The 24809-nt window shown below is 37.5% G+C and carries 31 protein-coding genes and 1 pseudogene; 23 read left to right on the forward strand and 9 right to left on the reverse strand.

The features are described 5' to 3' along the window. Window positions 1–444 precede the first annotated feature (444 nt). From NON16_RS17730 to NON16_RS17755, 6 genes are all read left to right on the forward strand, one after another. The gene (locus NON16_RS17730) at window positions 445–810 is read left to right on the forward strand and encodes a DUF5082 domain-containing protein (protein WP_257350760.1); all 366 of its coding nucleotides are present in this window, start codon (window positions 445–447) and stop codon (window positions 808–810) included. After that, window positions 776–1090 (forward strand): YwqI/YxiC family protein, encoded by a 315-nt coding sequence (locus tag NON16_RS17735; RefSeq protein WP_257350761.1) that lies wholly within the window; start codon window positions 776–778, stop codon window positions 1088–1090. The genes NON16_RS17730 and NON16_RS17735 overlap by 35 nt, the downstream gene beginning before the upstream one ends. Before the next feature lie 15 nt (window positions 1091–1105). Then, complete coding sequence (locus NON16_RS17740) at window positions 1106–2713, forward strand: ribonuclease YeeF family protein (RefSeq protein WP_257350762.1); 1608 nt, start codon at window positions 1106–1108, stop codon at window positions 2711–2713. A gap of 53 nt (window positions 2714–2766) precedes the next feature. Then, window positions 2767–3099: a hypothetical protein gene (locus NON16_RS17745; RefSeq protein ID WP_257350763.1), complete on the forward strand. Its 333-nt coding sequence runs from the start codon at window positions 2767–2769 to the stop codon at window positions 3097–3099. 199 nt (window positions 3100–3298) lie between these two features. Next, window positions 3299–3676, forward strand: coding sequence for a hypothetical protein (locus tag NON16_RS17750; protein WP_257350764.1), 378 nt, complete (start codon window positions 3299–3301; stop codon window positions 3674–3676). 49 nt (window positions 3677–3725) lie between these two features. Next, window positions 3726–4535 (forward strand): hypothetical protein, encoded by an 810-nt coding sequence (locus NON16_RS17755; protein WP_257350765.1) that lies wholly within the window; start codon window positions 3726–3728, stop codon window positions 4533–4535. A gap of 636 nt (window positions 4536–5171) precedes the next feature. Here the strand turns inward: NON16_RS17755 and NON16_RS17760 are convergent. From NON16_RS17760 to NON16_RS17770, 3 genes are read right to left on the reverse strand one after another with little or no spacing between them, the layout of a single operon-like run. Then, a complete protein-coding gene (locus NON16_RS17760; RefSeq protein WP_257350766.1) occupies window positions 5172–5339 on the reverse strand; it encodes a hypothetical protein in 168 nt (55 codons plus the stop codon). A 53-nt stretch (window positions 5340–5392) separates the two neighbouring features. Then, window positions 5393–5659, reverse strand: coding sequence for a hypothetical protein (locus NON16_RS17765; protein ID WP_257350767.1), 267 nt, complete (start codon window positions 5657–5659; stop codon window positions 5393–5395). A gap of 12 nt (window positions 5660–5671) precedes the next feature. Continuing rightward, window positions 5672–5908, reverse strand: a complete 237-nt coding sequence (locus tag NON16_RS17770) for a hypothetical protein (protein WP_257350768.1) — start codon at window positions 5906–5908, stop codon at window positions 5672–5674. Between the two features lie 221 nt (window positions 5909–6129). On the opposite strand from NON16_RS17770, the gene NON16_RS17775 reads away from it, so the two are divergent. From NON16_RS17775 to NON16_RS17790, 4 genes and pseudogenes are all read left to right on the forward strand, one after another. Beyond that, window positions 6130–6609: a GNAT family N-acetyltransferase gene (locus NON16_RS17775; protein ID WP_257350769.1), complete on the forward strand. Its 480-nt coding sequence runs from the start codon at window positions 6130–6132 to the stop codon at window positions 6607–6609. A 31-nt stretch (window positions 6610–6640) separates the two neighbouring features. Next, on the forward strand, window positions 6641–6766 hold the full coding sequence (locus tag NON16_RS17780; RefSeq protein ID WP_257350770.1) for a hypothetical protein: 126 nt from the start codon (window positions 6641–6643) through the stop codon (window positions 6764–6766). Between the two features lie 113 nt (window positions 6767–6879). After that, a pseudogene (locus tag NON16_RS17785) lies at window positions 6880–7170 on the forward strand (GNAT family N-acetyltransferase); the annotation flags it as partial. A gap of 21 nt (window positions 7171–7191) precedes the next feature. Beyond that, window positions 7192–7809, forward strand: a complete 618-nt coding sequence (locus NON16_RS17790; protein WP_257350772.1) for an FMN-binding negative transcriptional regulator — start codon at window positions 7192–7194, stop codon at window positions 7807–7809. A gap of 132 nt (window positions 7810–7941) precedes the next feature. Here NON16_RS17790 and NON16_RS17795 read toward each other — a convergent pair whose 3' ends face one another. Next, a complete protein-coding gene (locus NON16_RS17795) occupies window positions 7942–8901 on the reverse strand; it encodes a nucleoside hydrolase (protein ID WP_257350773.1) in 960 nt (319 codons plus the stop codon). 194 nt (window positions 8902–9095) lie between these two features. Here NON16_RS17795 and NON16_RS17800 point away from each other — a divergent pair, with 194 nt between their 5' ends. The 3 genes from NON16_RS17800 (at window position 9096) to NON16_RS17810 (ending at window position 10356) form a co-directional block, all read left to right on the forward strand. Then, complete coding sequence (locus tag NON16_RS17800) at window positions 9096–9416, forward strand: ArsR/SmtB family transcription factor (protein ID WP_257350774.1); 321 nt, start codon at window positions 9096–9098, stop codon at window positions 9414–9416. A 168-nt stretch (window positions 9417–9584) separates the two neighbouring features. Further along, window positions 9585–9764 carry a hypothetical protein gene (locus tag NON16_RS17805; RefSeq protein WP_257350775.1) on the forward strand — a complete coding sequence of 60 codons (180 nt, stop codon included), beginning with the start codon at window positions 9585–9587 and terminating at the stop codon, window positions 9762–9764. Window positions 9765–9909: 145 nt separating this feature from the next. Beyond that, window positions 9910–10356, forward strand: a complete 447-nt coding sequence (locus tag NON16_RS17810; RefSeq protein WP_257350776.1) for an ArsI/CadI family heavy metal resistance metalloenzyme — start codon at window positions 9910–9912, stop codon at window positions 10354–10356. A gap of 272 nt (window positions 10357–10628) precedes the next feature. Here the strand turns inward: NON16_RS17810 and NON16_RS17815 are convergent, their stop codons facing one another. From NON16_RS17815 to NON16_RS17825, 3 genes are read right to left on the reverse strand one after another with little or no spacing between them, the layout of a single operon-like run. Continuing rightward, window positions 10629–10976 carry a DMT family transporter gene (locus tag NON16_RS17815; RefSeq protein WP_257350777.1) on the reverse strand — a complete coding sequence of 116 codons (348 nt, stop codon included), beginning with the start codon at window positions 10974–10976 and terminating at the stop codon, window positions 10629–10631. Between the two features lie 25 nt (window positions 10977–11001). Next, complete coding sequence (locus NON16_RS17820) at window positions 11002–11331, reverse strand: DMT family transporter (RefSeq protein ID WP_308216626.1); 330 nt, start codon at window positions 11329–11331, stop codon at window positions 11002–11004. 11 nt (window positions 11332–11342) lie between these two features. Continuing rightward, entirely contained in the window at window positions 11343–11882 is a 540-nt protein-coding gene (locus NON16_RS17825) for a TetR/AcrR family transcriptional regulator (protein ID WP_257350778.1), read from the reverse strand. A gap of 560 nt (window positions 11883–12442) precedes the next feature. On the opposite strand from NON16_RS17825, the gene NON16_RS17830 reads away from it, so the two are divergent. Together NON16_RS17830 and NON16_RS17835 are read left to right on the forward strand one after the other, a co-directional pair. Further along, on the forward strand, window positions 12443–13246 hold the full coding sequence (locus NON16_RS17830) for an HAD family hydrolase (protein WP_257350779.1): 804 nt from the start codon (window positions 12443–12445) through the stop codon (window positions 13244–13246). 89 nt (window positions 13247–13335) lie between these two features. Then, window positions 13336–14169, forward strand: coding sequence for an alpha/beta fold hydrolase (locus NON16_RS17835; protein WP_257350780.1), 834 nt, complete (start codon window positions 13336–13338; stop codon window positions 14167–14169). 96 nt (window positions 14170–14265) lie between these two features. On the opposite strand, the gene NON16_RS17840 is transcribed toward NON16_RS17835, so the two are convergent. Beyond that, window positions 14266–15444 carry a YhgE/Pip domain-containing protein gene (locus NON16_RS17840; RefSeq protein WP_257350781.1) on the reverse strand — a complete coding sequence of 393 codons (1179 nt, stop codon included), beginning with the start codon at window positions 15442–15444 and terminating at the stop codon, window positions 14266–14268. Window positions 15445–15624: 180 nt separating this feature from the next. Between NON16_RS17840 and NON16_RS17845 the strand changes: the two genes are divergently transcribed. From NON16_RS17845 to NON16_RS17855, 3 genes are all read left to right on the forward strand, one after another. Beyond that, the gene (locus NON16_RS17845) at window positions 15625–16242 is read left to right on the forward strand and encodes a TetR/AcrR family transcriptional regulator (protein WP_257350782.1); all 618 of its coding nucleotides are present in this window, start codon (window positions 15625–15627) and stop codon (window positions 16240–16242) included. Between the two features lie 106 nt (window positions 16243–16348). After that, window positions 16349–16975, forward strand: coding sequence for a flavodoxin family protein (locus NON16_RS17850; RefSeq protein WP_308216627.1), 627 nt, complete (start codon window positions 16349–16351; stop codon window positions 16973–16975). A gap of 338 nt (window positions 16976–17313) precedes the next feature. Beyond that, entirely contained in the window at window positions 17314–18636 is a 1323-nt protein-coding gene (locus tag NON16_RS17855) for a Na+/H+ antiporter NhaC family protein (protein ID WP_257350783.1), read from the forward strand. A 6-nt stretch (window positions 18637–18642) separates the two neighbouring features. On the opposite strand, the gene NON16_RS17860 is transcribed toward NON16_RS17855, so the two are convergent. Further along, entirely contained in the window at window positions 18643–19284 is a 642-nt protein-coding gene (locus NON16_RS17860; RefSeq protein WP_257350784.1) for a CGNR zinc finger domain-containing protein, read from the reverse strand. 210 nt (window positions 19285–19494) lie between these two features. Between NON16_RS17860 and NON16_RS17865 the strand changes: the two genes are divergently transcribed. The 5 genes from NON16_RS17865 (at window position 19495) to NON16_RS17885 (ending at window position 24748) form a co-directional block, all read left to right on the forward strand. Further along, complete coding sequence (locus tag NON16_RS17865) at window positions 19495–19968, forward strand: hypothetical protein (protein ID WP_257350785.1); 474 nt, start codon at window positions 19495–19497, stop codon at window positions 19966–19968. Between the two features lie 340 nt (window positions 19969–20308). Further along, window positions 20309–20806, forward strand: a complete 498-nt coding sequence (locus NON16_RS17870) for a S4 domain-containing protein (protein ID WP_257350786.1) — start codon at window positions 20309–20311, stop codon at window positions 20804–20806. A gap of 624 nt (window positions 20807–21430) precedes the next feature. Beyond that, on the forward strand, window positions 21431–22285 hold the full coding sequence (gene proC / locus NON16_RS17875) for a pyrroline-5-carboxylate reductase (protein WP_372508838.1): 855 nt from the start codon (window positions 21431–21433) through the stop codon (window positions 22283–22285). A 44-nt stretch (window positions 22286–22329) separates the two neighbouring features. After that, entirely contained in the window at window positions 22330–23463 is a 1134-nt protein-coding gene (gene proB, locus NON16_RS17880; RefSeq protein WP_257350787.1) for a glutamate 5-kinase, read from the forward strand. Window positions 23464–23485: 22 nt separating this feature from the next. After that, window positions 23486–24748, forward strand: coding sequence for a glutamate-5-semialdehyde dehydrogenase (locus tag NON16_RS17885; protein WP_257350788.1), 1263 nt, complete (start codon window positions 23486–23488; stop codon window positions 24746–24748). Window positions 24749–24809 lie beyond the last annotated feature (61 nt).

Genomic DNA, 24809 nt, shown 5'->3' on the forward strand with positions numbered 1-24809 from the left:
GGAGATTAATGATGGATTATTTTGAGTGGGCAGTATATGAAAAACCAGATACAACTTATCAGAAGGTTGTAAACTTTATAATGTATTTTATGATTGGTTCAGGTCCATACATTTATAGCAGGCTAGAAAAATACAATTGGTTCCTCCGTAAGTTATTGATGGTTTTAGCTTTAATTGCTCAAATAATTATATCGGTGTTAATATATGAGATCTTCAATTGGGTTATATAGTATAAAATGACGGCTATCCAACTTTCAAAAATCCAAACACTAACAGCGGTGAATTGAATTCATTGCTGTTTTTTCATTCACTCGACTTTCTTACTACAAATTGGAAACGTGACTTTTAACCTATTTTTCTGTCTATTTCCATTTGATACCATGGAAATTAGGCATGACTTTTATCATCATTCAAAAGTTAGAAAATATAAAGGGGCTGACTAGAATGTCCTACTTAACCTATTTACAGTCAGAAGTTAGAGAAAAAAGAGAACAGCTGGAACGGTTAAACAACTGTGAAGCAGAATTAGAAAACCTACAAAGTGAATTTATCCAAAAACGAAGCCTAACTAAAGATCCGGAGCTTACTTCAACAACCTGGAAAGGTAACTTGGCAAATAAATTCCTTCAAGTTCGTGAAGACGTTACTTATGCGTACAAAGATATTTCACAAGTACAGCTAGATACAGCACTAAATACGATTGAGAATAAGATCCAAGAGATTAGAGGACAAATTGAATCCTTACATAGAAGTATCGCCTCAGAAAAAGCACGTATTGAAAGAGAAGAGAGAGAAGAAAGGGCTGATTGATTTGCATGAAGAAATGAAAGTTCGATATGGAGATGTTGAAAGTACAATAGCTAAAATGGAGAATACGTCTCAGGCTCTTGAACATTCATTACCAAAAAATATGGCGAGCGGAAATGTTTTAAATGTCGTTGAAAAATTAAATCAGCTTAATCAATTACTGGAGGAACAAGGTGAAGAATATAAAAGCATTCTGAAAATGAATAATGAAATAGTAAGAACGACACTTCAAACACTAAAAGAGACAGATGAAAACCTATCATCTTCAATCAAAGCACGTTAGGGGGGATTAGCTTTTATGAAAACACTTGATGTTCAGACTTTACATAATGGAATTGATGATTTACTTAATAAGCTTAAATCACAAATGACTGAGCTAAAAGAGCTCGAACATACGATTGAAGATTTTACAGGACTTAACGATTCATTTAAGGGTAAAGGCGGTACTGCGGTACGAAACTTTTATCAGGATTGGCACGTACCTCTATTATCCTATCGTTTCTTTGCTCTACAAAACTATGAACGAGTATTAAACAACATTAAAAAAGCGACCACAGAATTGGAATCAGATTCGAATGGCTTTATCCGACAGAGTTTTCTTGAGGGTGAACTTTCGGATGGGCTGAATAAAATTAATACAACTACAGCTGGTCTAGTTGATGAAGCTAACTCCTCTATGGCTTCGGTTAATGATATCGTTTATGTGCCAAGGCTAAATGATAACCAGTTCCACACACATGTTCAGCAGGCAAACAGAGAAATAGACAACTCAATAGAAGAACTAGTTAAATACGACACAAACCAGACCAAAGAACTAGACACTGTGGAACATGACATAAACCTCATGAAAAGCTATATTAATGAGGTACAGGGGATGTTTGAAAGTGGAAAGCTGAGTATAGAGAATTATAGTATTGAACAACTTCAGGATAAGCCGAGTTATTCTAAGTTAGAAAAAGATCTAACCACTAAAGAAAATAGCTGGTTTGCTAATATGTTTCTCACACCATTTGATTATATTAACAAAAAGATGAGTTGGGGAGACAACTTGTTACTTGCATACCAAACAATGACAACTGGTTCAGCTTTACTTATGGCAAGAAAGCTAAAAGTACACTATTTTGGAGGTAAACCCACCCTTTGGAATTTGTTAAAGGGAAACTACGAATTTTCTGTAAAAACACATCCTTCTTGGACGAGTAAAGGTAAACACAATTCCAAGATGGCCAAAAGGTTATTAGACTTTTCTAGATCAAAGACTCCAAAAAACCCGATTATGAGAGGGACTCAACACATTGTAAGGTCTTATGAAAGTCCGGCGCATCTATACAAAAATGTAGCAGGTTATCCGAAGGACATCAGCCGTATGTCTGGTAGGGAATTTTCTAAACATGTTTATTCGAGAATGACAACAGGAACGAAAGATGTATTAGGAAAAGCTACAAGTGTACGTGGATTTAGTGCAATTGGGAAAAGTGTTCCTGTATTGGGGTTAGTTGTAACAGGGTTGGCAAATGCCGGTGAATTTACGTCTGCTGAAAATAGAGGAAAATCAGGTTGGGAGAAAGCGGGTAGAGCCAGCGCTGGATTTGCAACTGATATGTTTGCAATCGGTACCGGAACAAGAGTTGGTATACTTTTAGGAAGTTTTGCAGGTCCACCAGGAATGATTATTGGGGGGGCCGTAGGGGGTCTGGCTGGAGGTCTACTAAGTTCTACATACGGAGATGGAATAAAAGACTTAGGAGAAAAAGTTGGAGAAGAATTTGGGGAAACATTAAATGAAATTGGAGAAGTAGCAGAAGATGTTGGTAATAAGGTGAAAGATTTTACTAGTGATGTAGGGGAAAAAGCTGAAGATTTAACAAATGACCTTAAAGAATCTATCAGTGGTTGGTTTAATTGAATATAACTCTAACAATGGTTCCCAAAGTCTTTTGATAATGAAGGAGCTTCGGTATGGTAGATGAGATTATTTACATTATAAAAATAATAATTATTTGCTTTATATGTTTCCAGTGGAGTTCAGTATTGTTGTTCTTTGCTGCTGAATGGGTAATAGTTGATTACTATAAATGGGGAGTTTATGAAAATCCAGAAACTAAGTTTCAAAAGGTTATGAACTTTATAATGAACATGTTCCTTGGTTCTGGATATTATTTTTATAATAGATTTCAAAAGTATAATTGGATTACTAGAAAATTTTTTATGTTAATAGCACTTTTACTGCAAGGAATATTATCAATAACAGTTTATTTGTTTTATAGATTTTTAAATGGACTTTTAGGTTAGATGGTTCTGTGTATTATATAAACTTAAGGCTTATGAAGTACAATTTGTTGGTAAGAAAGTTTTTGCTTCTATTAGCATTAGCGGTAAAGGCCGTTTATCAATAATACTTCGTAAATTACTTTTGATTTTTGTTATTTGAATGCATCATGGGAATGTTTGTTTACAGTATCACTTTTGGGATTTCGAAAGGACTTCTAGAATGAATATAACTACAATCGGGTTAGCGGGGAGATCAATGCCTATCGTATATATAGATTATATTGAAGTTATAAGAATCTCGTTAGCTGCATTTTTAGGTACTCAGTTTGCCACTGCTTTACCATTATTAGTATTAGGAAGGGTACAATACGAATATTACACCTGGGGTATATATGAAAAACCGTGTACCAAACCACAAAAAATACAAAACATTATCATGTTCAGTATGGTCGGTAGTGGCTGTTACATCTATAAAAGACTTTTAAAATACAACTGGTTTGTGAGAAAATTCTTATATTTGATTCTAGTATTATTACAAGGTATTTTATCAATTATTATTTTCACCATCATTGATAGTATTTTAAAAGGGATCTCTTGATAGGGGTAAATTTTTTATACATGTTGGACAATTTTTAAGGGGGGATAATATGGAACATTTATTAACTTGTACGACAGAGGAACTGGCGTTAATGGTTAGTGTAACTGGACATCAAGGTGTAGCAAAGGGAATTGCAGAGGCATCACTTGGTGAAAAATCGGAAAAAGAATGGATAGCAATCATGGAAACCACTGCTAACCAGCTAATAATGAAACGGATTTGGGATCAAGAGAGGGAGGCGAGAGAAGAGTCGCCTCTAAATGCTGAGACAACTAGGTTTATTGAAAACTATGTAAGCTCCAAACGTATGATACGTTGTTCAAATGTCCCTCAGAAGTCAGTGTTAATGCTTCATCACTTTGATGGGGATGAATGGTTATTTCACTTGATTGATCGGGATATTATTCATGAGTTTGCGATAATCACTTCTTCTAAAATAAAAGAGATCATCAGAGACTATTATGGAATTTCTTATGAGGATTTTGGGGGAGAACAAAGCTTTTCCTTAACTGATAAGGCATTTGACATGCTAAGTAACCCGAAAAAAGTAGACAAGGTTCGTCGTATTTCAGAATTTACCGACGTGGAAGAAGAGAGCTATTCGATGCTTTTGGATGATTTACAAACATTTGATTGGACCCTGTTTAACATTTCTAATTTCAATATTGTGACTTTAGAAGAGGAAATGTACTTGGAGAATATTCTTTTCTTTTTACCTTCTAAACGAGGCGTATGGATTTCGGAATATACAGAAGATCAGGATAAACCTGTGCATATTCACTTGGCTGATCTTGAAGAATGGGAGGTAATTCTAACTGGTGTAAGTGATCTGGCAGCTTATCAAGTTCAGGTGCAGTAATAGTAACTTTTTAGGAGGATAGTGTTAAAATCAGGAATCTTCCCTGAGAGGGTGAGATTCTTTTTCTGCATGATTTACGACCTATTAAACAACATATTTTTTATAAAGAGAAAGTGAGAGAGCTTGGAATAATCCAGAAAGGATGTTTTAGTGCAATGGAGATTATTGCTGTTTTATTTTTTGTTCTAGCTTTCTTTAGTACTATAAACTTATTATTTAGTATTTTATATTTTATAGGTTATACAGTTGGAAATGGTTTTTATAAGTGGGCAGTTCATGATTTGGGTTTTTTAATTACTCTAACCTATCCTTTATTTGGACCTACTCAATACGTTGCATCTAATATCTATAATAGATTTAATTGGGCGATTTCAAGGGTTCTAATAGTGTGTTATTTTATCTTGTTAATTATATTGGTTATTGTTTTCTTTTACTTATTTAGCACGATTACAGATAAAATGTGAACAGAAAAACAGAATAAAAATTTTGATTTGAAAGGAATTAGAACAAACTTCTTATGTATTTACGGCCGAAGAACTAATTTTATCATTACTTTTAGTAGATGGAGCAGCAGCTGTATCACCAATAAAAGACAAAGTGTTAAGGTGTTCGAAAAAGGAACTGGTTTAGATATCGCTACAAGGAAGTCTTTGCATACTCCGCTCCAACATGAGGTGCTTTCGTAAGGAGGGATTCGTGTTCCCCAGCTTTAACAGTCGGTTCAGGAGGGGATGTGTTTTGAATAGAGCTGAAGATTATTCCTCCGCCCACAAAGAGTACAATCAGAAGAAGAATTCGTTTCATATTCACCCATCCCCTTATACTCGCCTGCTAAGGCTTGGAGCTAGTCAAGTTCTTTAAACGCGGTACTTTGAATGGTAGTAAACCCCAACGATTACGAATAAAAACAGGGCTATTCCGACGATAAATGTACCCATTATTCCATAGCCTATCCCGGTCCAGACTCTGATAAAAACGATACTGATTACAAACAGCGAAATCCCCAATTGAAAGATAAGGTACGGTGCTACATACCAGCCAATCTGTTTACGATAATAAATGACGATGGTTCCAAAAATAATCCAAGTAAAGCTTAAAATCGTTAGCAATACAACATCGGTCAATTCGAAATCCTCCTAAGCAATTTTTTGCATACATCGCTTTAGCAAGTAGGCTAGTACGAAATGAAGAAGAGGTACAAACGTAATCCACCAGAGAACAGGAGATCCGGCGAAATAAAGCCCGGAAGGAACCAAAGCCGCTGTGCTTATTGCAAGCCAAAACGGTGAGCGGACCATTACTGAGAAGAACAAAAGGAAAAATGAGATCAAAACGGATGCCCAAAAGATCCATCCTACCCAGTAAAATCCCACAGGTTTCCCGCCTCCTTTCCTACCATTATATACCTTTTTCTAAAAATATCGAGATAGAATTAAAGGAGATTCCGTCGAAATGTGAAATTAGTAAAAAGAGATAAAAGGGGGTTTTACATGAAAAATGAATGATTTCAAGGTTCATGTGCGTGAATACAGGGATCCATCACAAACATGGTGAACTAAGCTTGTTATTGAAATTTATTAAAAGGAGTTTTCAAATGGATTTTCTAGTTAAAAAAGCAACGTTAGAAGATAAAGACATATTCAAAAATCTAATGCAATTTTATTTTTATGATTTTTCAGAGTATGTAGAGGCACATGTAGAAGAGGATGGGCGATTTGGAGATTATCCTTATCTAGAAAATTATTGGAATGAAGAAAGCCGATTCCCTTATTTGATTGAATATAATGGGAAGCATGCTGGTTTTGCATTGGTTAGGCGAATTGAATCGGAAGAAAAAGCCTATTATTCAATTGCCGAATTTTTTGTGATGAAAAAGTACAGGTTTTCGGGTCTCGGAAAATTAGTTGCACATCAACTGTTCGATCTACATAAAGGGATATGGGAGGTTTTCCAAATTGCAAAAAATGAGCCGGCTCAGATCTTTTGGAGAAAAGCGATAAACGAATATACTAAAGGCACATTTACTGAACGAAAAGAAGAAAGTACGGTCATTCAAGGGTTTACTAGTTATTAAGTATAATAACGCAGTACAGGTGGAGATTTAAATGATTGTTGAACTAAATAAAAGTGAGTTTCATAATTGTAAGGGTATCGTGAATAAATCAGGACAATTTGAAGTTATGGCAATCGTTGAAGGAAATAATCCAGGGTGTAAAAATATAAACTTGTAAAAATAACGGATAAACTCTATCATTCTACTACAATAACGAATATTGACTTTTTACATTCCACTTTATTGGAACTTTGGTCTGAGCCTGAAGACTTTTTTTAAAATGGGTTCGGGTATTGTATGGTCTGCGATCATGAAATTGTAAGTCTTTGTTACACAAGTTTCACGGCGGACATCATTTCTAAAATCGGTATTGGAACGTTGAACGAACACCGAGCTCGCAAAGTGGCACATGCATACTTGCAAGAGTGTAAAGGAAGAGGTTTAGTTCCTTATTGGGATTGCACAGATGCCAACTACCCATCTGACGCAGTTGCACTAAATATCGGACCTAACCTAACATTCAATTACTCAGTATATGGGGTTGGTTTTAATGTTTGGAGCAGTGCTATGGCATGTTTTTAGATTTTTTGGAGGAGGGACAACATGTATATTCCAAAACACTTTGAAATGAATGAGAAAGCAGAAATTTATGACATGATTGAGCAACACGGTTTTGCTACAATCTGTTCTCAACACGAAGGAAGTCCTTATGCGACTCATTTACCGTTGACATTGGATCGAGGAGAAGGTGTGTTGCGCGGCCATTTTGCTAGACCCAATACTCAGTGGAAAGATATTGAGGGGCAAGAGGTTCTTGCAATCTTTCAAGGTCCACATAGCTACATCTCTCCGTCCTGGTATGAAACCAATAGAGCTGTACCGACATGGAATTATACAGCCGTTCATGTATATGGGCAGGTTGAAATTGTCCAGAGTGAGAAAGAACTAATGGACTCGTTACGTGTCATGGTGCAAAAATACGAAAGTCCAGACAGTCCCTACAAGTTAAATGAGGTAGATCCTGCTTATATCGAAGGGTCGAGCAAAGGAATTGTCGGTATAAAAATGAAAATTAGCCGGTTGGAAGGAAAGCAAAAGCTAAGTCAAAACCATCCAGTTGAGAGACAAGAACGTGTGATCCAACAACTTGAGCAAATCCAGAGTGATAACACGAAACAAATTGCACAATTGATGAAAGAAAACGTACGGAAAATGCCATGATCATTTAAACAGAGCATAGAGATAAGGAATTTAAACAAACGTTTGTATAAGGCGTTTAAGTCCTTGATCTTTAAAGAATGAAGAGATCAAACAAACGTTTGATTAAGGCAGAGGTGCAGTGGTTTCTTAGCTTTAGAAATTGAGATTTTTCATCGTACTAATGAAAGAGCGGATAAATGCCGGATAGTGGAAATAGGTTGCAATCTTATGAACAGGGTAATCCGCTTTATCAGCAACCTTTCGAAAATCTCCAACACTCTTGCCGAATGCATCACCACCACTAATTATTATCGTCACAGGTGCCTCTATATAATTGACGACGGAATTATCTGTTAAAGCCCAAAAGGTTAGGAGGTCATGTATTGGACTTCCAGTAATGGCTGGGTTCATTTTTTTATAAAAGGCATAATAATAGTCAATGAGCGGTTTTATAATCAAGCCTACCTTGTTGTTTGTAGATTGATAATAGTTGTGTAAATCATTAACCATCGCAGGCGTAATGATTGCGTGCATGGTGACATTCAATGGGAAAATATGAATGGGTTTCGGGGCAAAATTAATAAGAATGTTAGCCGCATAAGGGTCTCCGAAAATGTTTGCCTCTGCTAGAGGTGTAACATTTCCTGGAACCATGAATGCCCCTCCCATTATGTAAAAGTCTTTTACCTTTTTCATTAACGCTGGATACAAAATAAAAGCGGTCGCAAGTGAGGAGAGCCTTCCAATATTGACGATAATAAGGTTGCCGCTATATTTTTCTATGATTTTTTTGATCTCATCAAAATTTTCGAATGCATCCTCGATATCGATATCCGGTGATATAGGGCCAAGACCTTCGACACCATGAACATCTGGATAAAATTGTGGCTTCATTCCCGTCAACGGTATTTCTGCTCCACCAAAAATAGGGATATCTTCTCTCCCTGTAAGCCTTTGAAGGTAGGTTGCATTTCTGACTGCATCAGCCTTCGATACATTTCCATAGTCTGCTACGATACCGACTATTTCGATCTCTTCACTGAAATAAGCATACATAGCAGCCACGATGTCATCGATTCCGAAGTCGCTAAAAACAAGGATGTTTTTTACCAAACTTCCCACCTCCATTACTAATGTATTAAAATAGTTCCTTTGTCCGTGACATCATTTTGATAAAAATTATGGCAGCTGCGTTTAACAGTGGTTGAGAAAATAAATCAATTTTTTTTGATAAATATAGTTGCAATCTGGAATCCTAAGTGTATAATAACATTAAATCAATAATATTTGATAAAGAGGGGGACATTATGAAAGAAATACAATTAATCGATACATCTCTAGAAAAGACATTTGAATTATATGAAGCTAAGTTTAAAGCACTGGCCGATCAGAAACGCCTTCATATCATGCACTTACTCTGCAAGCATGGTTCTACATGTGTCTGTGACCTGGTGGATATGGTTGGTATGCCACAATCAAAACTTTCCTATCACTTGAAAATTTTATTAGATGTAAATTTGATTACAAAAGAAACAAAGGGAACGTGGAGTTATTACGAACTAAACCAAGATGAAGTGAATCACTTGTTATCAAGTGAATTGTGTTGTTTGTTTCGTCCGTCTTGTTAATTTTTTACTTAATATATCAAATAAATTTGATATTAGGTTAAAATAATTGATAGTAGAGGAATCGTTGTAGCTGATTGATCAAGAATAATTGATAAACAAACGGTACGACTGTGCTTGTGAATCTTTTTGTCATCTGCTTAACTAAATTATAAATTTGGAGGGTCACTAATGAATGATTACATCTATCGTACAATTGCCGAAGATCAAAAACAAAAACTTGAATTTGCTAATCGAGATGCTTGGAAATACGAAAACATCTATAAATATCGTCCCTTGTTTTCACTAAAATCGATTTTCAAAAGAAAAGAAGCAAAAAAACCTACGTGTGTCGCTTGCTGCAGTTGCTAATCCATCCTTCTTGTCCGTTCAGTTCTTTGTAAGGAAATTCTAACCGGTTTTGATTACGGCTCCTTATGAAAGGAGGTGACTCAAGCTTTTTGATTTAAAAGCGCAAAAGTTTCTTATACAACATATATCTGAAGGAGGATTTTAGATGTTAAACGTACATGTTGGATTAAACGTAACCAATTTAGAGAATAGTATGGAGTTTTATAAAAAAGTATTTGGTGTTGATCCCGTTAAAGTAAAGAAAGATTATGCGAAATTTTTACTTGAACAACCAGGATTAAACTTTACCTTAAACCAAAGTAATAAAGTAGAGGGGAATCAAGTTGGACATTTTGGGTTTCAATTAGAGACGGAAGATGAAGTATTATTGCATAAAGAAAGACTTGAAAAGGAAGGTTTCTTTGCAAGAGTTGAAATAGATACTACTTGTTGCTATGCGGTTCAAGATAAATTCTGGGTAACAGATCCCGATGGAAATGAGTGGGAATTTTTCTATACGAAGGCAGATGCCGAAGTTCACTCTAAAGCTACGGATGAGTGCTGTACAGCATCTACACCAACTGCTACATCAAGTACTTGCTGCAATAACTAGAAGTATACGAAATAAGATGTTGGAAAAGTTCATTCTTTAGCTAACAAGTGGTATTAGTGATAAAAAGAGAGTAATTACCCGCTAAATGGACTGTTGTTTAAAAGTCAAAGCCTAGATTCTCGATAAATGCTGAGAAGCTAGGCCTTTTATCTTTAAGAGGTGGTTCAAAAAGTCCGGTAAAACAATCATGAACGTTGTAAATATGTTGTTCCCTTACCTTTATTATGAGAACTATTGAATAGCATACGGATAAAATAAAAACCATCAAACCTTTAGCTTGATGGTTTCATTACTTTTTCTGGACTATTAGAAGCATTTAATAATGCAACCCCTCCAATAACTAATAATAAGCCAACTAATGTAATGATATTAAATGGGTCCCGCCATAACAGTACACCAATTAACGCTGTTAAAGCTGTACCTACTCCCGCCCAAATTGCATAAGCTAAACTTAACGGAATTGTTTTAAGACATAATGATAAGTAATAAAAGGCTAGCCCAAAACCAACAATAACTCCAATGGAAGGAAATAAAATTGTAAATCCTTCTGACAATTTAAGCATTGTCGTACCGAATACTTCGCTGATAATAGATATTCCTAAAGCAATATAACCTTTCATACGATTACCTCCAATTATCTAAAGGTTAATGAGAGACACCACTTGAGAGTTTCAAAACAACAACTCCCCCAATGATTAGGACCAAACCTAAAAACTTTTTAAGGTTAAAACTTTCTTTATAAACGATAACACCGACTAATGCAGTTAAAGCTGTACCTAAACCTGCCCATATAGCATAAGCCGTACCTAGGGGAATCGTTTTAAGAGATAAAGATAAGCAGTAAAAAGCTACACCCATTCCAATTACTACTCCCAGAGAAGGTAATAACTTCTTAAATCCGTTGGATACTTTTAACAGCGAACTACCAAATACTTCACTTATGATGGCTACACCCAAAATTACATATGGATTCATGATGGTTCCTCCTATTTTGTCATAGTGATCAATTGCTGGATTACTTTTTCACGTAATTTGTCATTTAACGGAGCTATATGAAACAGTTCTGAGTAATAAAGACCATCTATTGCTAATCGAATAATAGTTGCTGTTACAGGGTTTATACTATCCTGTTCCACTTTGTTTTGCATATACTGATAGCTTTTTGACATACTTTCAGATAAATCTGGATTTAACATAGAAGCAGCAATTATTCCTACATTCAACTCGGCGTTATGTTCCAAATCCCATTTTGATACTTCAATTAAAGCACGACACCACTTACCTTTTTCTATTGGGTCTTTCTTAGCATGTTCCTCAAAAGCAATCGTGAATTCTTCGAAAATATATTGTGCTAATCCTATCATTAGTGCTTCTTTATTAGGGAAGTGATATAATAAACCACCTTTACTAATTCCTGCTTGTTTTGCTGCAGAATCCAAAGTTAATGCATTAAAATCATTTTCGAGAATGAAATCTGTTGCAGATTTTAAGATATGCTGACGCTTGATGGTAGCTTTTGATTCCACATGTATCACTCCTTATATCAAAATCGTCTGGATGTTTCCTGAATAAATTATACCGTCTGGACGGTTTTTTGTCAAAATTAAACTATTTTATCTGTTCCACTAATTGACGCGTTTCTTCACAAGAAATTAAGCTCTTTCCTTGTTAATTGGGTTAGTTTGCTGAATAAGATTGGAAGGCCTTGTACAGTAAACATAAATTGGTTTATAGAATTAATTTACGAGTTCATATACAAGGAGGTAGTATAATGGAATGCAAAAGGGTAAAAAAGATTTTAAAGTGGTTGGTATGAAAAACTGTGGTGTTTTTGTGAACTTTAGATGAGAGGTACCTAAGTTTGCGCAACAATTTATGGATAGAGTCGATGAGATTTAAAATCACTCAAAAAATGAAAATTCACTCTATGAACGAAAAAGGGACGGAAAACCATCTAGAGGGATACTATTATGTTGGAATCATTATTAACGGTGCGTTGAATGAAGTACCTTTCTTTAGATGTAAAATAAACTACCATACATAAAAATTATTACAAAATTCGATTTGATTTTAAAGAGGTGTATACATGTTTTCAGGTATTGTATTAGATTTAGATGGAACTTTGTTAAATTCAAACAAAGAGGTTACAAAAGGGAACTTGAATGCAATATTAAGTTGTCATAGGTTGGGTGTAAAACCGATTATTGCGACTGCAAGACCTCCTCGCTCTGTAAAGAAGTTTTTACCTGATGAATTAATAAACGTTTGTGCCTTTGTTTTTTACAATGGGGGTTTCGTGGTGGATAAAGAACTAGGAATTGAAGAGCATTATCCGATCGCTCAACATCAGACAGCGGAGGTTTTGAAACAAATATTGGAACTTTCCCCAAGCTGCAACATCAGTATTGAGGTGAAAGATGTTTGGTACGCAAATAAAGAAGTGACAGACTCAACATTCTTTAACCTAAGTACGCACCCAATGATTTTGGAGACGGAACGACTAGGAAAGTTAACTGCGACAAAAATATTGGTCTCGGGCTTTGAGGAGAATGATTTAAAAAGCTTTTGCTCACAAGACCTTAATATTGTTGTTACTGATGGTGGGAAGCTGATACAAATTATGAATCTTAATGTATCTAAGACAAGTGGAATTTCAACATTATGCAAGCACTTTAAGATAGACCAATCAAGCTTGATCGTATTCGGTGATGATACGAATGACTTAGACATGTTTAATAACTGTGGGTATACAGTTGCAATGGGGAATGCGATTGCTGAATTAAAACAGATCGCCGATGAAATAACGGAAACAAATGATCAGGATGGGGTGAGAGTTGTACTAGAAAAAATGATATTAAACAATCGGGAGTTTCAATTAAACGTTTCCTAAGAGGGCAGGTATGGTTTTAAACCAATTCAAGGATCCTACGGTGCAAGTGGAGTTTCCGACTCCATGGAGATAATAAAGGAGACATTTACTTGAAGAGATATTTTGTTCAACATGGTGAAATGGATGTACATATAACAGAGTGGGGTGATAAGAATAGCCCCACAATATTTTGCCTACACGGCTTAGGAAGCACAAGTTTTAGTTTTATTGAAATTGCTGAATCATTACAAGATATGTATAGATTTATTTCTATTGATGCTCCAGGCCATGGGAAAACAGCACCTTTCCAAGACCCCAGAAGTTATGAGATGCCTAAATTAGCCTTTTGGATCGATCAATTAGTGAACATTCTTAAAATTGATAGGTTTTATTTCTTATCTCACTCTTGGGGCAGTTTTGTAACCATGTTTTATTTATTGGAGTATCACGAGAGGGTTATAGGTACAATCCTAATCGATGGAGGATATCAAACAAAAAGACAAATGGATCAGTCTTTGGAAGAAGAAATCGAGTACTATGAAAAGGATTTTGAAGGGTATGTTTTCGACACTTGGAGTGAGTATCTAGAAGCGGAAAAAGAGGCATATACAAGGTGGTCACCATTAATTGAGGTGGCTGTAAAGGATCTTGCTTTCGAAAAAGATAATAAAATAATTTGGCATGTTAGAGGCTCTACCGCCAAAAGTATCATTCAAGCCATGCATAAACACGAAACGGAGGATATCTATGAAAACTTACCCTCTAATATAATTTTACTTAGTGCTGGATTACCTTATAAAAATGGATCCTACTATGAAGAAACTACAGAATTTTTTAAAGAAAGGACAAACAGCGTAGTGAAAATAATCGATAATACTACACACATGCTGCACTGGGACAGCCCACAAACTGTTATTGAAGGGATTAAAAATAACTGGGGATAAACTAGGGGTTTACGTATAAAAAAAATGCTGAAATAAGACAGTGCCAGATACCGAATCGATACCTGGCACTTAGCTTTTCCATAACCTACATACCTGTTATTCATTCACAACAATACTCTTTTGTTCTTTTGCATTTCGCTTAGGCTTTATAGGAGCTAAAATCATTACCACGAATCCAGTCAAACCCGTGTAACCGAGGACGCCGATTCCATCTTCCAAAGGATTTACTCCAAAAAAGAATGTATCTTTAAAAGCCTCTACACTGAACCGGAATGGAACCCAGGAATACAGCCAATCTCTTGTAACTTCTGGGAGCATTTCCGGCGGCAAGGTAAGAACTGGTGTTGAGAAGAAGAACAGCAGTACTAATAGGGGAGCTGCGGCATATCCGATCCAGTTGAAAAGTGCACCCTGGATAAAGAAGAACATCAGCCCTGTGAATAACATAAGCAGGAACATCTCACCATTATCTGGAATTGAAACATCTAGTAAACCGCTTGCCAGCCAGAATACGAGCCCGCAAATCGATAGGACGAAGAGTAACCCACCAAGCAACTGACTTAGGATTGTAGAAACAGTCCATTTTCTCAAGCCAAGCTTTTTAATCACTAAGAATAGAATGATCGAACCGATAAATGTTGTAATCCAAAGGATCTGGGTGAATAAAACGGGAGCATTTCCGTTAGCCGTATGGCTGCCAACAGGGTTCAGTTTTTCAGTCTTCACATGAATCGGCGTTGCTAATGCCTTTAACTGATCAACCGATAGCGTCATTTTCTGTTTGGACGCTTGATCATATAAATTTTGCTGGACCTGCTGATTGAGCTTTGCTACGATTCCATCCGAGATTTGCCCAGCCATTTTAGCAGCATTAGCGTTCATTCCTTCATTAATTAGAACTTCAACCTTAGCTTTTCCAGAGCTATCTTTTAATAGTGAGAAAATCGTTTTCGACAAGTCATTAGGAAAGATGATCGCGCCATAATATTCCTTCTCGTTCATCCCTTCTATTGCTTCATCACGACTGTTTAAAACCGTCCAGTCGATGGATTCTTGATCCTTCTTCTTAATTTGCTCCTCGAATGTCTCACCGATATTCAACTGTTTATTGTTCGGTAGCGTCACTCCTTCATCTTCAACGACAACAGCAAGCGGCAGATCTTTTAATGTTGGATTTACTGTAGATCCCATAAAAGCAAATGTGAAAATGAAAGATATGAACAGAAGACCGAGGAATCCTTGCCAAAACAACTTTTGTTGAAAGAATTTTTTCATCATAACTCACTCCTTTTTAAATTAACAATGTGTTGATTAATTAACAACATGTTGTGTATACTGTCATTATAGAAGAAATTGACAGTAGTGCAATAATCAATAACCTTCGTTTTGTCGGATAATCGACGGTTAAGAATGTTTTGATGTGTAATTTACAAAAAAGGCATGGGAGAGTGTGATATGGCTAAAAAAACAGACTTACGAGTACTAAGGACGAGGAAACTAATCAACGAAGCGTTTTTGAAATTGATCGAGGAAAAAGGTTTCGATGCAATTACGATTCAGGATATCGCTAATGAAGCATTGATTAATCGAGCTACGTTTTACCTGCATTATGAGGATAAATACGCACTTCTTGAAACGATGAGTGATACGGTAGTGGAGGAATTAATGGCACTAATCAATCCAGCTTACCACGTAGAGAATCAAGAAGTTAATCTAGAAAAATTTCAAGAAACGATTCAGAATGTATATGAAAATGTTCAAAAAAACAGTGATTTCTATAGAGTGATGTTTGGGGAAAATGGTGTTTATGATTTCCGGAATAGTTTAGAGGAGGTGATTCGTAGGAAATTCAATCAAAATATCGAGATTCTTGGGATTCAAACGATTGAAGATCAAATTCCGAAAGAACTGATCACTCACTTTATCAGCGCAGCCTTTGTCGGCGTAATCCAATGGTGGTTAAAGGAAGACATGAATTTTTCTCCTCAAGAAATGGCCATCAAGCTGTCTAAGGTCATTACAAAAGGACCTTTAAAAGCAATAGGAGTGAAAGTTGAGAACGTGAACGATTAGACGTTAACAACTAACTACTACTTTGTTGAATGATACACAAAACCTATGAAGATTAAACCTTCGCTTTCACGGGTATGGTCATTATACAATCTAAAGGAGGAGTATAATGTCTAATATACATGCAGTAGTTTTGAACTGTTCATTGAAACCTAGCAATGAAACATCTAATACACAAGCTTTAATTGACGAGTCACTAAAAATTTTTGAAAAAGAGAAAGTTAGCTATGAGATTGTCCGTCTAGTCGATTACAACATCAAGTATGGGATTACGGATGACGCTGGTGAGGGAGATGAATGGCCCGAGATTTTCAATAAAGTTAAAGCTGCGGATATTCTCATTATCGGCACACCACTATGGCTCAGGGAGAAGAGTAGTATAGCTGCCTTAGCGATTGAACGTCTTTACGGGGGAAGCAGTCTGACGAATGAAAAGGGGCAATCGATTTACTACAACAAGGTAGGCGGAACAGTCATCACTGGTAACGAGGATGGTGCGAAAAATGCGGCAAAATCGATTCTTTATGCACTTTCCCACGTAGGCTTTACTGTTCCGCCGAACGTGGATCCGTATTGGGTAGGTGATGCTGGCCCTGGTGACTCCTATATCGAGGCAGGCGGGGACGAGCATGAATTTACCCAGAACAACATCGAGACGATGAGCTACAACCTGATCCACTTCGCCCGACTTTTAAAGGAACATCCAATCCCTGCAGAAGGGAATACGATGGAGTAAAATGGAACACGTATAACCGTACTTTTTTCGTGCATCACTCATTTCGAGTGGTGTATTTTTTTGAAAGTAATGGAGGTGTAGCGTCCAGCTCCGAAGGATTTTCTACGTCCGTGGTTGATAAAATTGAATTCTTAGTCGATATATCTTGATCCGTGATCGATAAAATTCAATTCGTGGTCGATATATCGTTTTGCCTAGCAGATGCTTTATCCTCAACCCAGATATTTATGCTTATATTCTAATATTTTTAAGATCTTAAAGAGAAAGATTTACAATAATAAACATATGGATTAGAATTAGAACGTATATTCGTATTTGAACAGATAAAGAGGTGGAATATGGATCGATACTCAGGTAAACAAGTCTTTTTACTAGTTGTGATAACCCTGACCGGAATCATAAGTTCTTTTGTCTTGAATCAGCCTCTTGCAATTGGCTTTTTGCCGGGGTTTTTCTACTTAATTTTTCTTGGTTGGAAAAAAGGCGTGTCATTTAAGGAAATCAGGAAAATAAGTTATATCGGAGTAAAAAGAATTAAAGTCGTCCTTTTCATTTTATTTTTCGTTAGCTTCTTGCTCCCGTCCTGGTATCTTTCAGGTACGATTAACGAAATGGTTTCAGTAACGATGGAGGCTATCGATCCTCAACACTTTTTTGTACTCTCATTTCTTACAACGATGCTTTTCTCGATGATTACTGGAACATCCCTCGGTACATTGAGTGCTTTAGGGATACCGCTGATCAGCACTGCAATATTAATGGGACTGCCAATTGAGGTTACGGCAGGGGCTGTCATTTCTGGAGCTTTTGTAGGAGACCGTACTTCACCCTTTTCAGGTACTCACCAGCTATTGTCCCGGGTACTCGAAATAAGTGTGCGGAAACAGGGAAAAGCGATGCTGCTGACGACTATTATTGGAATCGCAGCTGCAGTTCTATTCTACAGGTTCATGGATGTCCAATTTTCAACGGAACTTCAATCCTCACCGAACAAGGAAAGCAACCAATCAATCACGTTCATTCCATTTATCCCGCCATTATTATTAATCGTACCTGTTCTGTTCCGAATCGATATTATTAAATCATTTTTGTTTAGCATACTTTCAGCAAGCGTCATAGCAATTTACGATGGTCATACCTTATTTAAGATTGCTAATGCGTATTGGAAAGGCATTGATAGTCTTGGCGGCGGACTTCTACATATGTATGGTTTGTTGGTGTTTATTGCACTTGCAGGGGCTTATAATAGTTTGTTAGAGGATTTGAATATCATCCAACCGTTGTTAAATAAGTGGCTTCATTCTTCAAGGTCGATGGTGTCAGATTCAGTAAAAACAACGATCGCTACGTTAATGGTTTCCTTAATGGCAGCTAACCAGACCATGCCGATCATTCTAACCGGGCGTTCGTTCCTTGCTCACTGGACTAGTAAATATAGTAAAGAGGAATTAGCTAGGGTAATGGGGGATACGACGATGCTCTTTCCAGCAATTGTTCCGTGGAACGTTCTTGCAATCTTGGCTAGCACCATCATAAGTATGCCCCTAGGCGATTATTTACCCTATGCTGTGTTCTTATGGTTTCTCCCATGCCTGACGATCATTGTATCCATGTTCAAAAAGGGGAGAAGTTATGATTCCAAGTATAAAGCTGTTTCTTAACAACTACTATTTTTTGTTTTGATAAAAGCGACGGGCTTTTGCGCGGTTGCCGCAGTCTGCCATTGAACACCATCGGCGGCTGCGGTTTCTGCTTGTATCTAAGAACAACCACCCACAAGGATCCCCCTCACATTTCTTGACTCTCTTCAATTCTTTTTCAGAAACGAGAATATCAATGGCCGATTGTACGATTGGCGCTAGAATCCCGTCTAATGAGTCTTCGGGCTTCTGAAATTGTAACGAAAAGTTGTTATCATCATCAGGAACAATTTGAATCGAACGGTAAGTGTCAACCAGCATTCCGTTTAGTGTGGCAAGGTCTGCTTTGTTTGGCGTTTCATTTTTAGGAATAGAGCTGAATATATCGTGAATCGCTTCGCGGAACTCCACTGTTTTTTTAAGTACTCTATTGGCTTCAGCTGGATGATCTTCAGCTTGTTGAAGAAGTGAAAGGGCTTGCTGCTCAGTTAAAATATCCGCATGCTGGCACCAGCCTACCAATCTCTCGTAGCTTGTCAGCCATTCTCGAGAATCCTCGCTGTCGTGCCAGCTCACCGTATTCGCAAAATCCAAACATAATCGTTCACCTACTAAGGCATGTGTGTGTATATCTCTGTCATTATTATTCGTATTATTCGTTTCTGACATTTTATATGACCCCTTTGATCCTTTACTAAAAAATAAATAATAATCGTTTCATGCAACGCTCTCTTCGGTCGAGCTGCATATTCTTAGTATAACCATCATAAAACATATTGACAGTTAGATTCAACTACATTACTATATAACCATCATAATGTATTTTAGGAGGTTATAAATTACGGCTTAAAAATGTGAAAAATTCAGGAGGGAATCAAGATGAACAGTTCGTTAGTGGAAGTAGTTAAAGAATTGTTGAAGGAAACGTTTGATGGACCAGGTGGAAACGGAAGCTGGTACGTGGAATCAAAGCCGAACAGTGGGATTTTTGGAACGTTAGCCAAGTTATCAGCGGAAGAAGCTTCAGTTCCAGTTCAAGGCACGACGGTAGCTGCTCACACGGATCATACCCGTTATTATCTATGGGGAGCGAATACAATTATCCGAACAGGTGAGAAGCCAAAATTTGATTGGAGTGAAAGCTGGAGAATAGCATCAGTCGATGAATCGACTTGGGAAAAGTCACAAGGAGAACTTCAGAATGAGTACAACACACTTTTTGAAAAAATAGATACGCTAAACAACAAAGATGATGTAGTGGTATTGGAGGAGGCACTGGGTTCTTTAGCACATTCGGCGTACCATCTCGGGGCAATCAGGCAAATGGTCAAAGTGATTAACGACTCACTATAAAAATTTCGATTGAAAAATGTTCCAATTCAGAGTAAACTAAAAGAAATCTATTTGGATAAGAAAGGTTTCAGGTACCCTTTATGCCCACAACTACTTTGTAATGGACCACAAATCGGATAATTACTCTCAGAAATGAAGCGGTTTTTTAAAAAAGGAAACGGCTGATGAGGGAGTAGTATGCCCATTTACCATTGCAAAGGAACGTAACAATAATCTGTAGTATGCATGATACAGAGGTTCCCTTTTATGGGGGTCTCTTTTTTATTTGAAAAAACTTCATACTGCAAGACCATCCAAATAGTCTGTTATGTTCCTTTATCCATAAATAGAGGTGAAGGAAATGCAGATCAAACAATTAACCTGGAATCTTCATGATTCGAATATTGAGATAACAGAACTAAGACATTGCAGCAACTGTGGTAAGATTGTAATTTTTACAGATACAATGGTCCGTCGTCACAATGCAAACGGGAAAAACATCTATCGTTTTGCGATTTATAAATGTGAAAAGAACCATACGTGGAACAAAAAACTTGAAATATATAGAACATATACCTGTCATGCAAGAGTGGTGGAAGAACAGCTAAGGGAAACGAGCCAACTAACAAAAATATACGTCCAAGAATATATGAAGACGGGTACGGAACAAATCCAAATCAGATTAGATGGGGTAGAAGGAAAGTTCCGTCTCGATAAAATCCTAGCTGAGCAACTCGAGGAATGGAGTCGTACAGAAATTGCTAATCGGATAGCGCAAGGAAAGATCCTTGTGAATGACCAAATGACCAAACCGTCAACTAAATTAAAGCTAGCCGACATCATCTCAATTAAGTTGTAAAATAGCGAGCTCTTAGCAATCAAGTGCTAGGAGCTCTTTTATTTGTTATAAAATCTTTAAGCTGCGGATAAATGTTGATGTAAAATAGCTTCAGATTGATGACTGTACATATTAGCCTTCTGAGGTGAATTTAGTGTCAAAAATAGCAACAACTCTTCTACAAGGGTATAAAAACAACATATTTGATGAAAAACATACAGATTAAACAGTCTTTCTTAAAAAATTCATCCGGAGATTCCTGAATTCATCCGAACAGAGAATAATTCAAGCCGGAAAATCTGGAAATCAGCCATATGGAAGTAATTCAACCAGAAATTACTGAATTCAGCAGAAATGAGAATTATTCTTTCTATACCAGAAAATTACTCTTACTCATTTGTGTACAGAAAATTCAAACTACTCTAATGTCTAGATTTTTCCTTTTTTCCAACCCCCATATATAGGATTGTCAGAGGTTTAGAGCGATTCAGCAAGTGTGAGAAGAATATACGACGAAATGTAACCGTTTACACTCATTATCTCGGCTTTATACACCTGACTTACCTGAAACCCCTTGAAGTAATTTATCAGCATGTTACGATTGAAAACGTTGAAAAGAGACGGACTTATAGGAGTGTATTCATTTTGTTAAAAAAACGTATTGCCTTTCTAGGTGCAGGAAATATGGCTGAAGCAATGATTTCTGGGATTGTTGATTCTGGGAAATTAGATCCTAGTCAAATCGTTGTCACAAACCGTAGTAACCAAGAGCGTTTAAATGAATTGAAAGCGAACTATGACATTCAAGCAGTAACGAAAGATCAATTGGATTATTCCGCGATTGATGTTTTTATCTTGGCAATGAAGCCGAAAGACATTGAATGTGTATTAGAGGATATAAAGGAAAGAATCGAGTCGAATCAGTTGCTCATTTCTGTCTTAGCTGGAATCTCTACTGCTTATATGGAAGAGATGCTAAACGTCGGGCAGCAGGTTATTCGCGTAATGCCAAATACATCAAGTATGTTAAGAGAATCCGCAACAGCTATTTCACCAGGAGCTCATGCAGCTATGGACCAAGTACTTGTTGCCAAGGAATTAATGAATTGCATCGGAGAAGCCTATATCATCAATGAAGACAAAATGGATATCTTTACAGGAATCGCAGGCAGCGGTCCAGCGTACTTTTATAACCTGATGGAACATATTGAAGAAACAGGCAAGCAAGGTGGCTTGGATCGTGAAACAGCTCGGAGTATTGGAGCACAAACAATTCTAGGTGCCGCGAAAATGATTCTTGAACAGGATGAAACACCAACAGAATTAAGAGAAAATGTAACGTCGCCAAACGGAACGACAGCCGCTGGTTTAGACGCGTTAGATGAACATGGTGGAGGAGAAGCAATTGCCGCAGCGATTAAAGGTGCAGCCTCCCGTTCAAAGGAGATTAGCGAAGAACTCGAAAAGAAAACAGACCTTCAAAAAAATCAAATCGCATAACAAATACATCAAGAATGGAAACAAAATAAAGTAGGAGTGATTGCGTGACACTTGATACAGACAAGAAACGAATCGTCATTAAAATAGGAAGCAGCTCATTAACAAGTATGAACGGAGAAGTTAGTCGTAGAAAACTAGAGAAACTAGTAGAGCAAGTCGTCAAAATTAAGGATGACGGTCATGAAGTTTTGCTCGTATCTTCCGGGGCAGTAGCAGCTGGATATCGAAAGCTCGGCTGTCTCTCACGTCCGGAATCACTACCAGAAAAACAAGCAGCCGCTTCAATCGGCCAAGGCTTACTTATTGAAACATACTCAGACCTCTTTATTTCCCACGGCTATGTGGCCTCACAAATTTTAATTACAAGAAGCGATTTTTCAGATGAGAACCGGTATAACAATTCGAGAAGCACGATTAATGTGTTATTGGAACGTGGGATTATTCCGATCGTCAACGAGAATGACACGATCACAATGGATTTCTTGAACTTCGGTGATAACGATACACTCTCCGCGAAAGTGGCCGGTCTAGTGAACGCCGATCAATTAATTATTCTCTCTGACATCGATGGACTGTATGATGCAGATCCACGAAAAGACCCGGATGCAAAGCTTCTAAATGAAGTGAACGAAATTACTCCTGAAATTGAAGCGGCAGCAGGTGATCCAGGCAGCTCGATGGGAACAGGTGGAATGAAGTCGAAAATCGATGCCTTTAAAATTACGATGGCATCTGGAATTTCGTCCTTTTTAGGAAAAGCGAGCACCGAAAATATCGTTTACGACGCGATTTACCACAATGCGTCTGGAACGTACTTCGAACCACAGGAAGACACCCATAACTTAGATCAAAAGAAACAGTGGATTGCCTTCAACTCTGGACCAGAAGGAGAAGTAACGATTGACCATCATGCAAGAGAGCTGATCCTTAAGAGCGAAACGAGTCTAGAGCCAGCAAATGTTCATAGTGTAAATGGGCGTTTTGAAAAAGGTGCAGTCGTAAGAATTCTAGACTTAAAAGGTGAAAAAATAGGGCTAGGAGTCGTGAATTACTCCTCGGAAGCCTTTGAACAATTAATCAACAAAACGGAAACGGATATGAAAAACTACGAGAAGGCAGCGGTCGAAAGTGAGCACTTCGTATGCCACCTGAACGTAGCTGTCCCCGTAGGTGTGTAATAAAATCTATAGGAGGTCTTGGATGACACAAACGATAGAAAAAGTGAATGTTGAGAAACAAGCGATCGAAGCAAAGAAAGCAGCAAAAACGTTATCCCTTTTAACAACAGAAGAAAAGAACGATGCCCTTCTAATCCTCGCAAACGTATTAGAGGAAGAATACGAATCGATTTTAACAGCAAATCATGTTGACCTGGAAAAGGCTCGGGAAAAAGGCTATGATGACGCCTATATGGATCGCTTAGCCCTTTCCAAAGAACGTGTTTTCGAATTTGCACAAGGACTTCGCGAAGTTGCAGAGCTTGAAGATCCAACAGGAATTGTGGACTCGGATTGGACTCTTGAAAATGGATTGAACGTCCAAAAAGTAACCGTCCCACTTGGTGTCATCGGTATGATCTATGAAGCTCGTCCGAACGTAACTGTCGATGCAACTGGATTAGCGCTAAAATCTGGAAATGCAATCGTATTAAAAGGTGGATCTTCCGCTATTTCTTCGAATAAAGCAATCGTAGAAGTGATGCACCGAGGGCTAGAAGAAACAAAAATTCCGAAAGAAGCGATTCAATTCATCGCAAGTACAGACCGTGAAGCCACTTCGCAACTGTTTACGATGAAGGAGCACATCGACGTGTTAATCCCACGTGGAGGTGGTTCGCTAATTCAAGCGGTTGTGAACAATGCGACGGTACCTGTATTAGAAACCGGAGTCGGGAATTGCCACCTGTATATTGATAAAGAAGCAGATGTGAAAAAAGCGCTTGAGATTCTCGTCAATGCAAAAACAGATCGCCCAGCTGTATGTAATGCCGTCGAAACGGTAATTGTTCATGCCGAGTGGCTTGAGGGGAATAAGGACGCGTTGATCCAAACGTTCAAAGAAAATGGAATCAAGGTCCATGGTGATAAAGTAATCGTAAACCTCATCCCTGGCGCCATACCAGCGAATGAAGAAGACTGGGCCAATGAATATTTGAGCACAGATATCGCGGTTAAGACTGTGAATGATGTAATGGAAGCAATCGATCACATTGAACAATACGGCACAAAGCATTCCGAAGCAATCATCACGGAAAATGGCCAAACCGCTGACACATTCATGAAGCTTGTCGATGCGGCAGCGTTGTACCACAATGCATCTACTCGTTTCACTGATGGCAGCGCACTTGGTTTCGGTGCGGAAATCGGAATCTCAACACAGAAATTACACGCACGCGGACCAATGGGCTTACCCGCACTTACCACAGTCAAATATCTAATGAACGGTAACGGTCAGATTAGATAAATCATTTTCTGAAGAGCTCTTAGCAAACAACTGCTAAGGGCTTTTTCATGCTCTTTTGAAA

This window comes from Pseudalkalibacillus decolorationis (assembly GCF_024609785.1).
GTDB lineage: Bacteria > Bacillota > Bacilli > Bacillales > Fictibacillaceae > Pseudalkalibacillus > Pseudalkalibacillus decolorationis.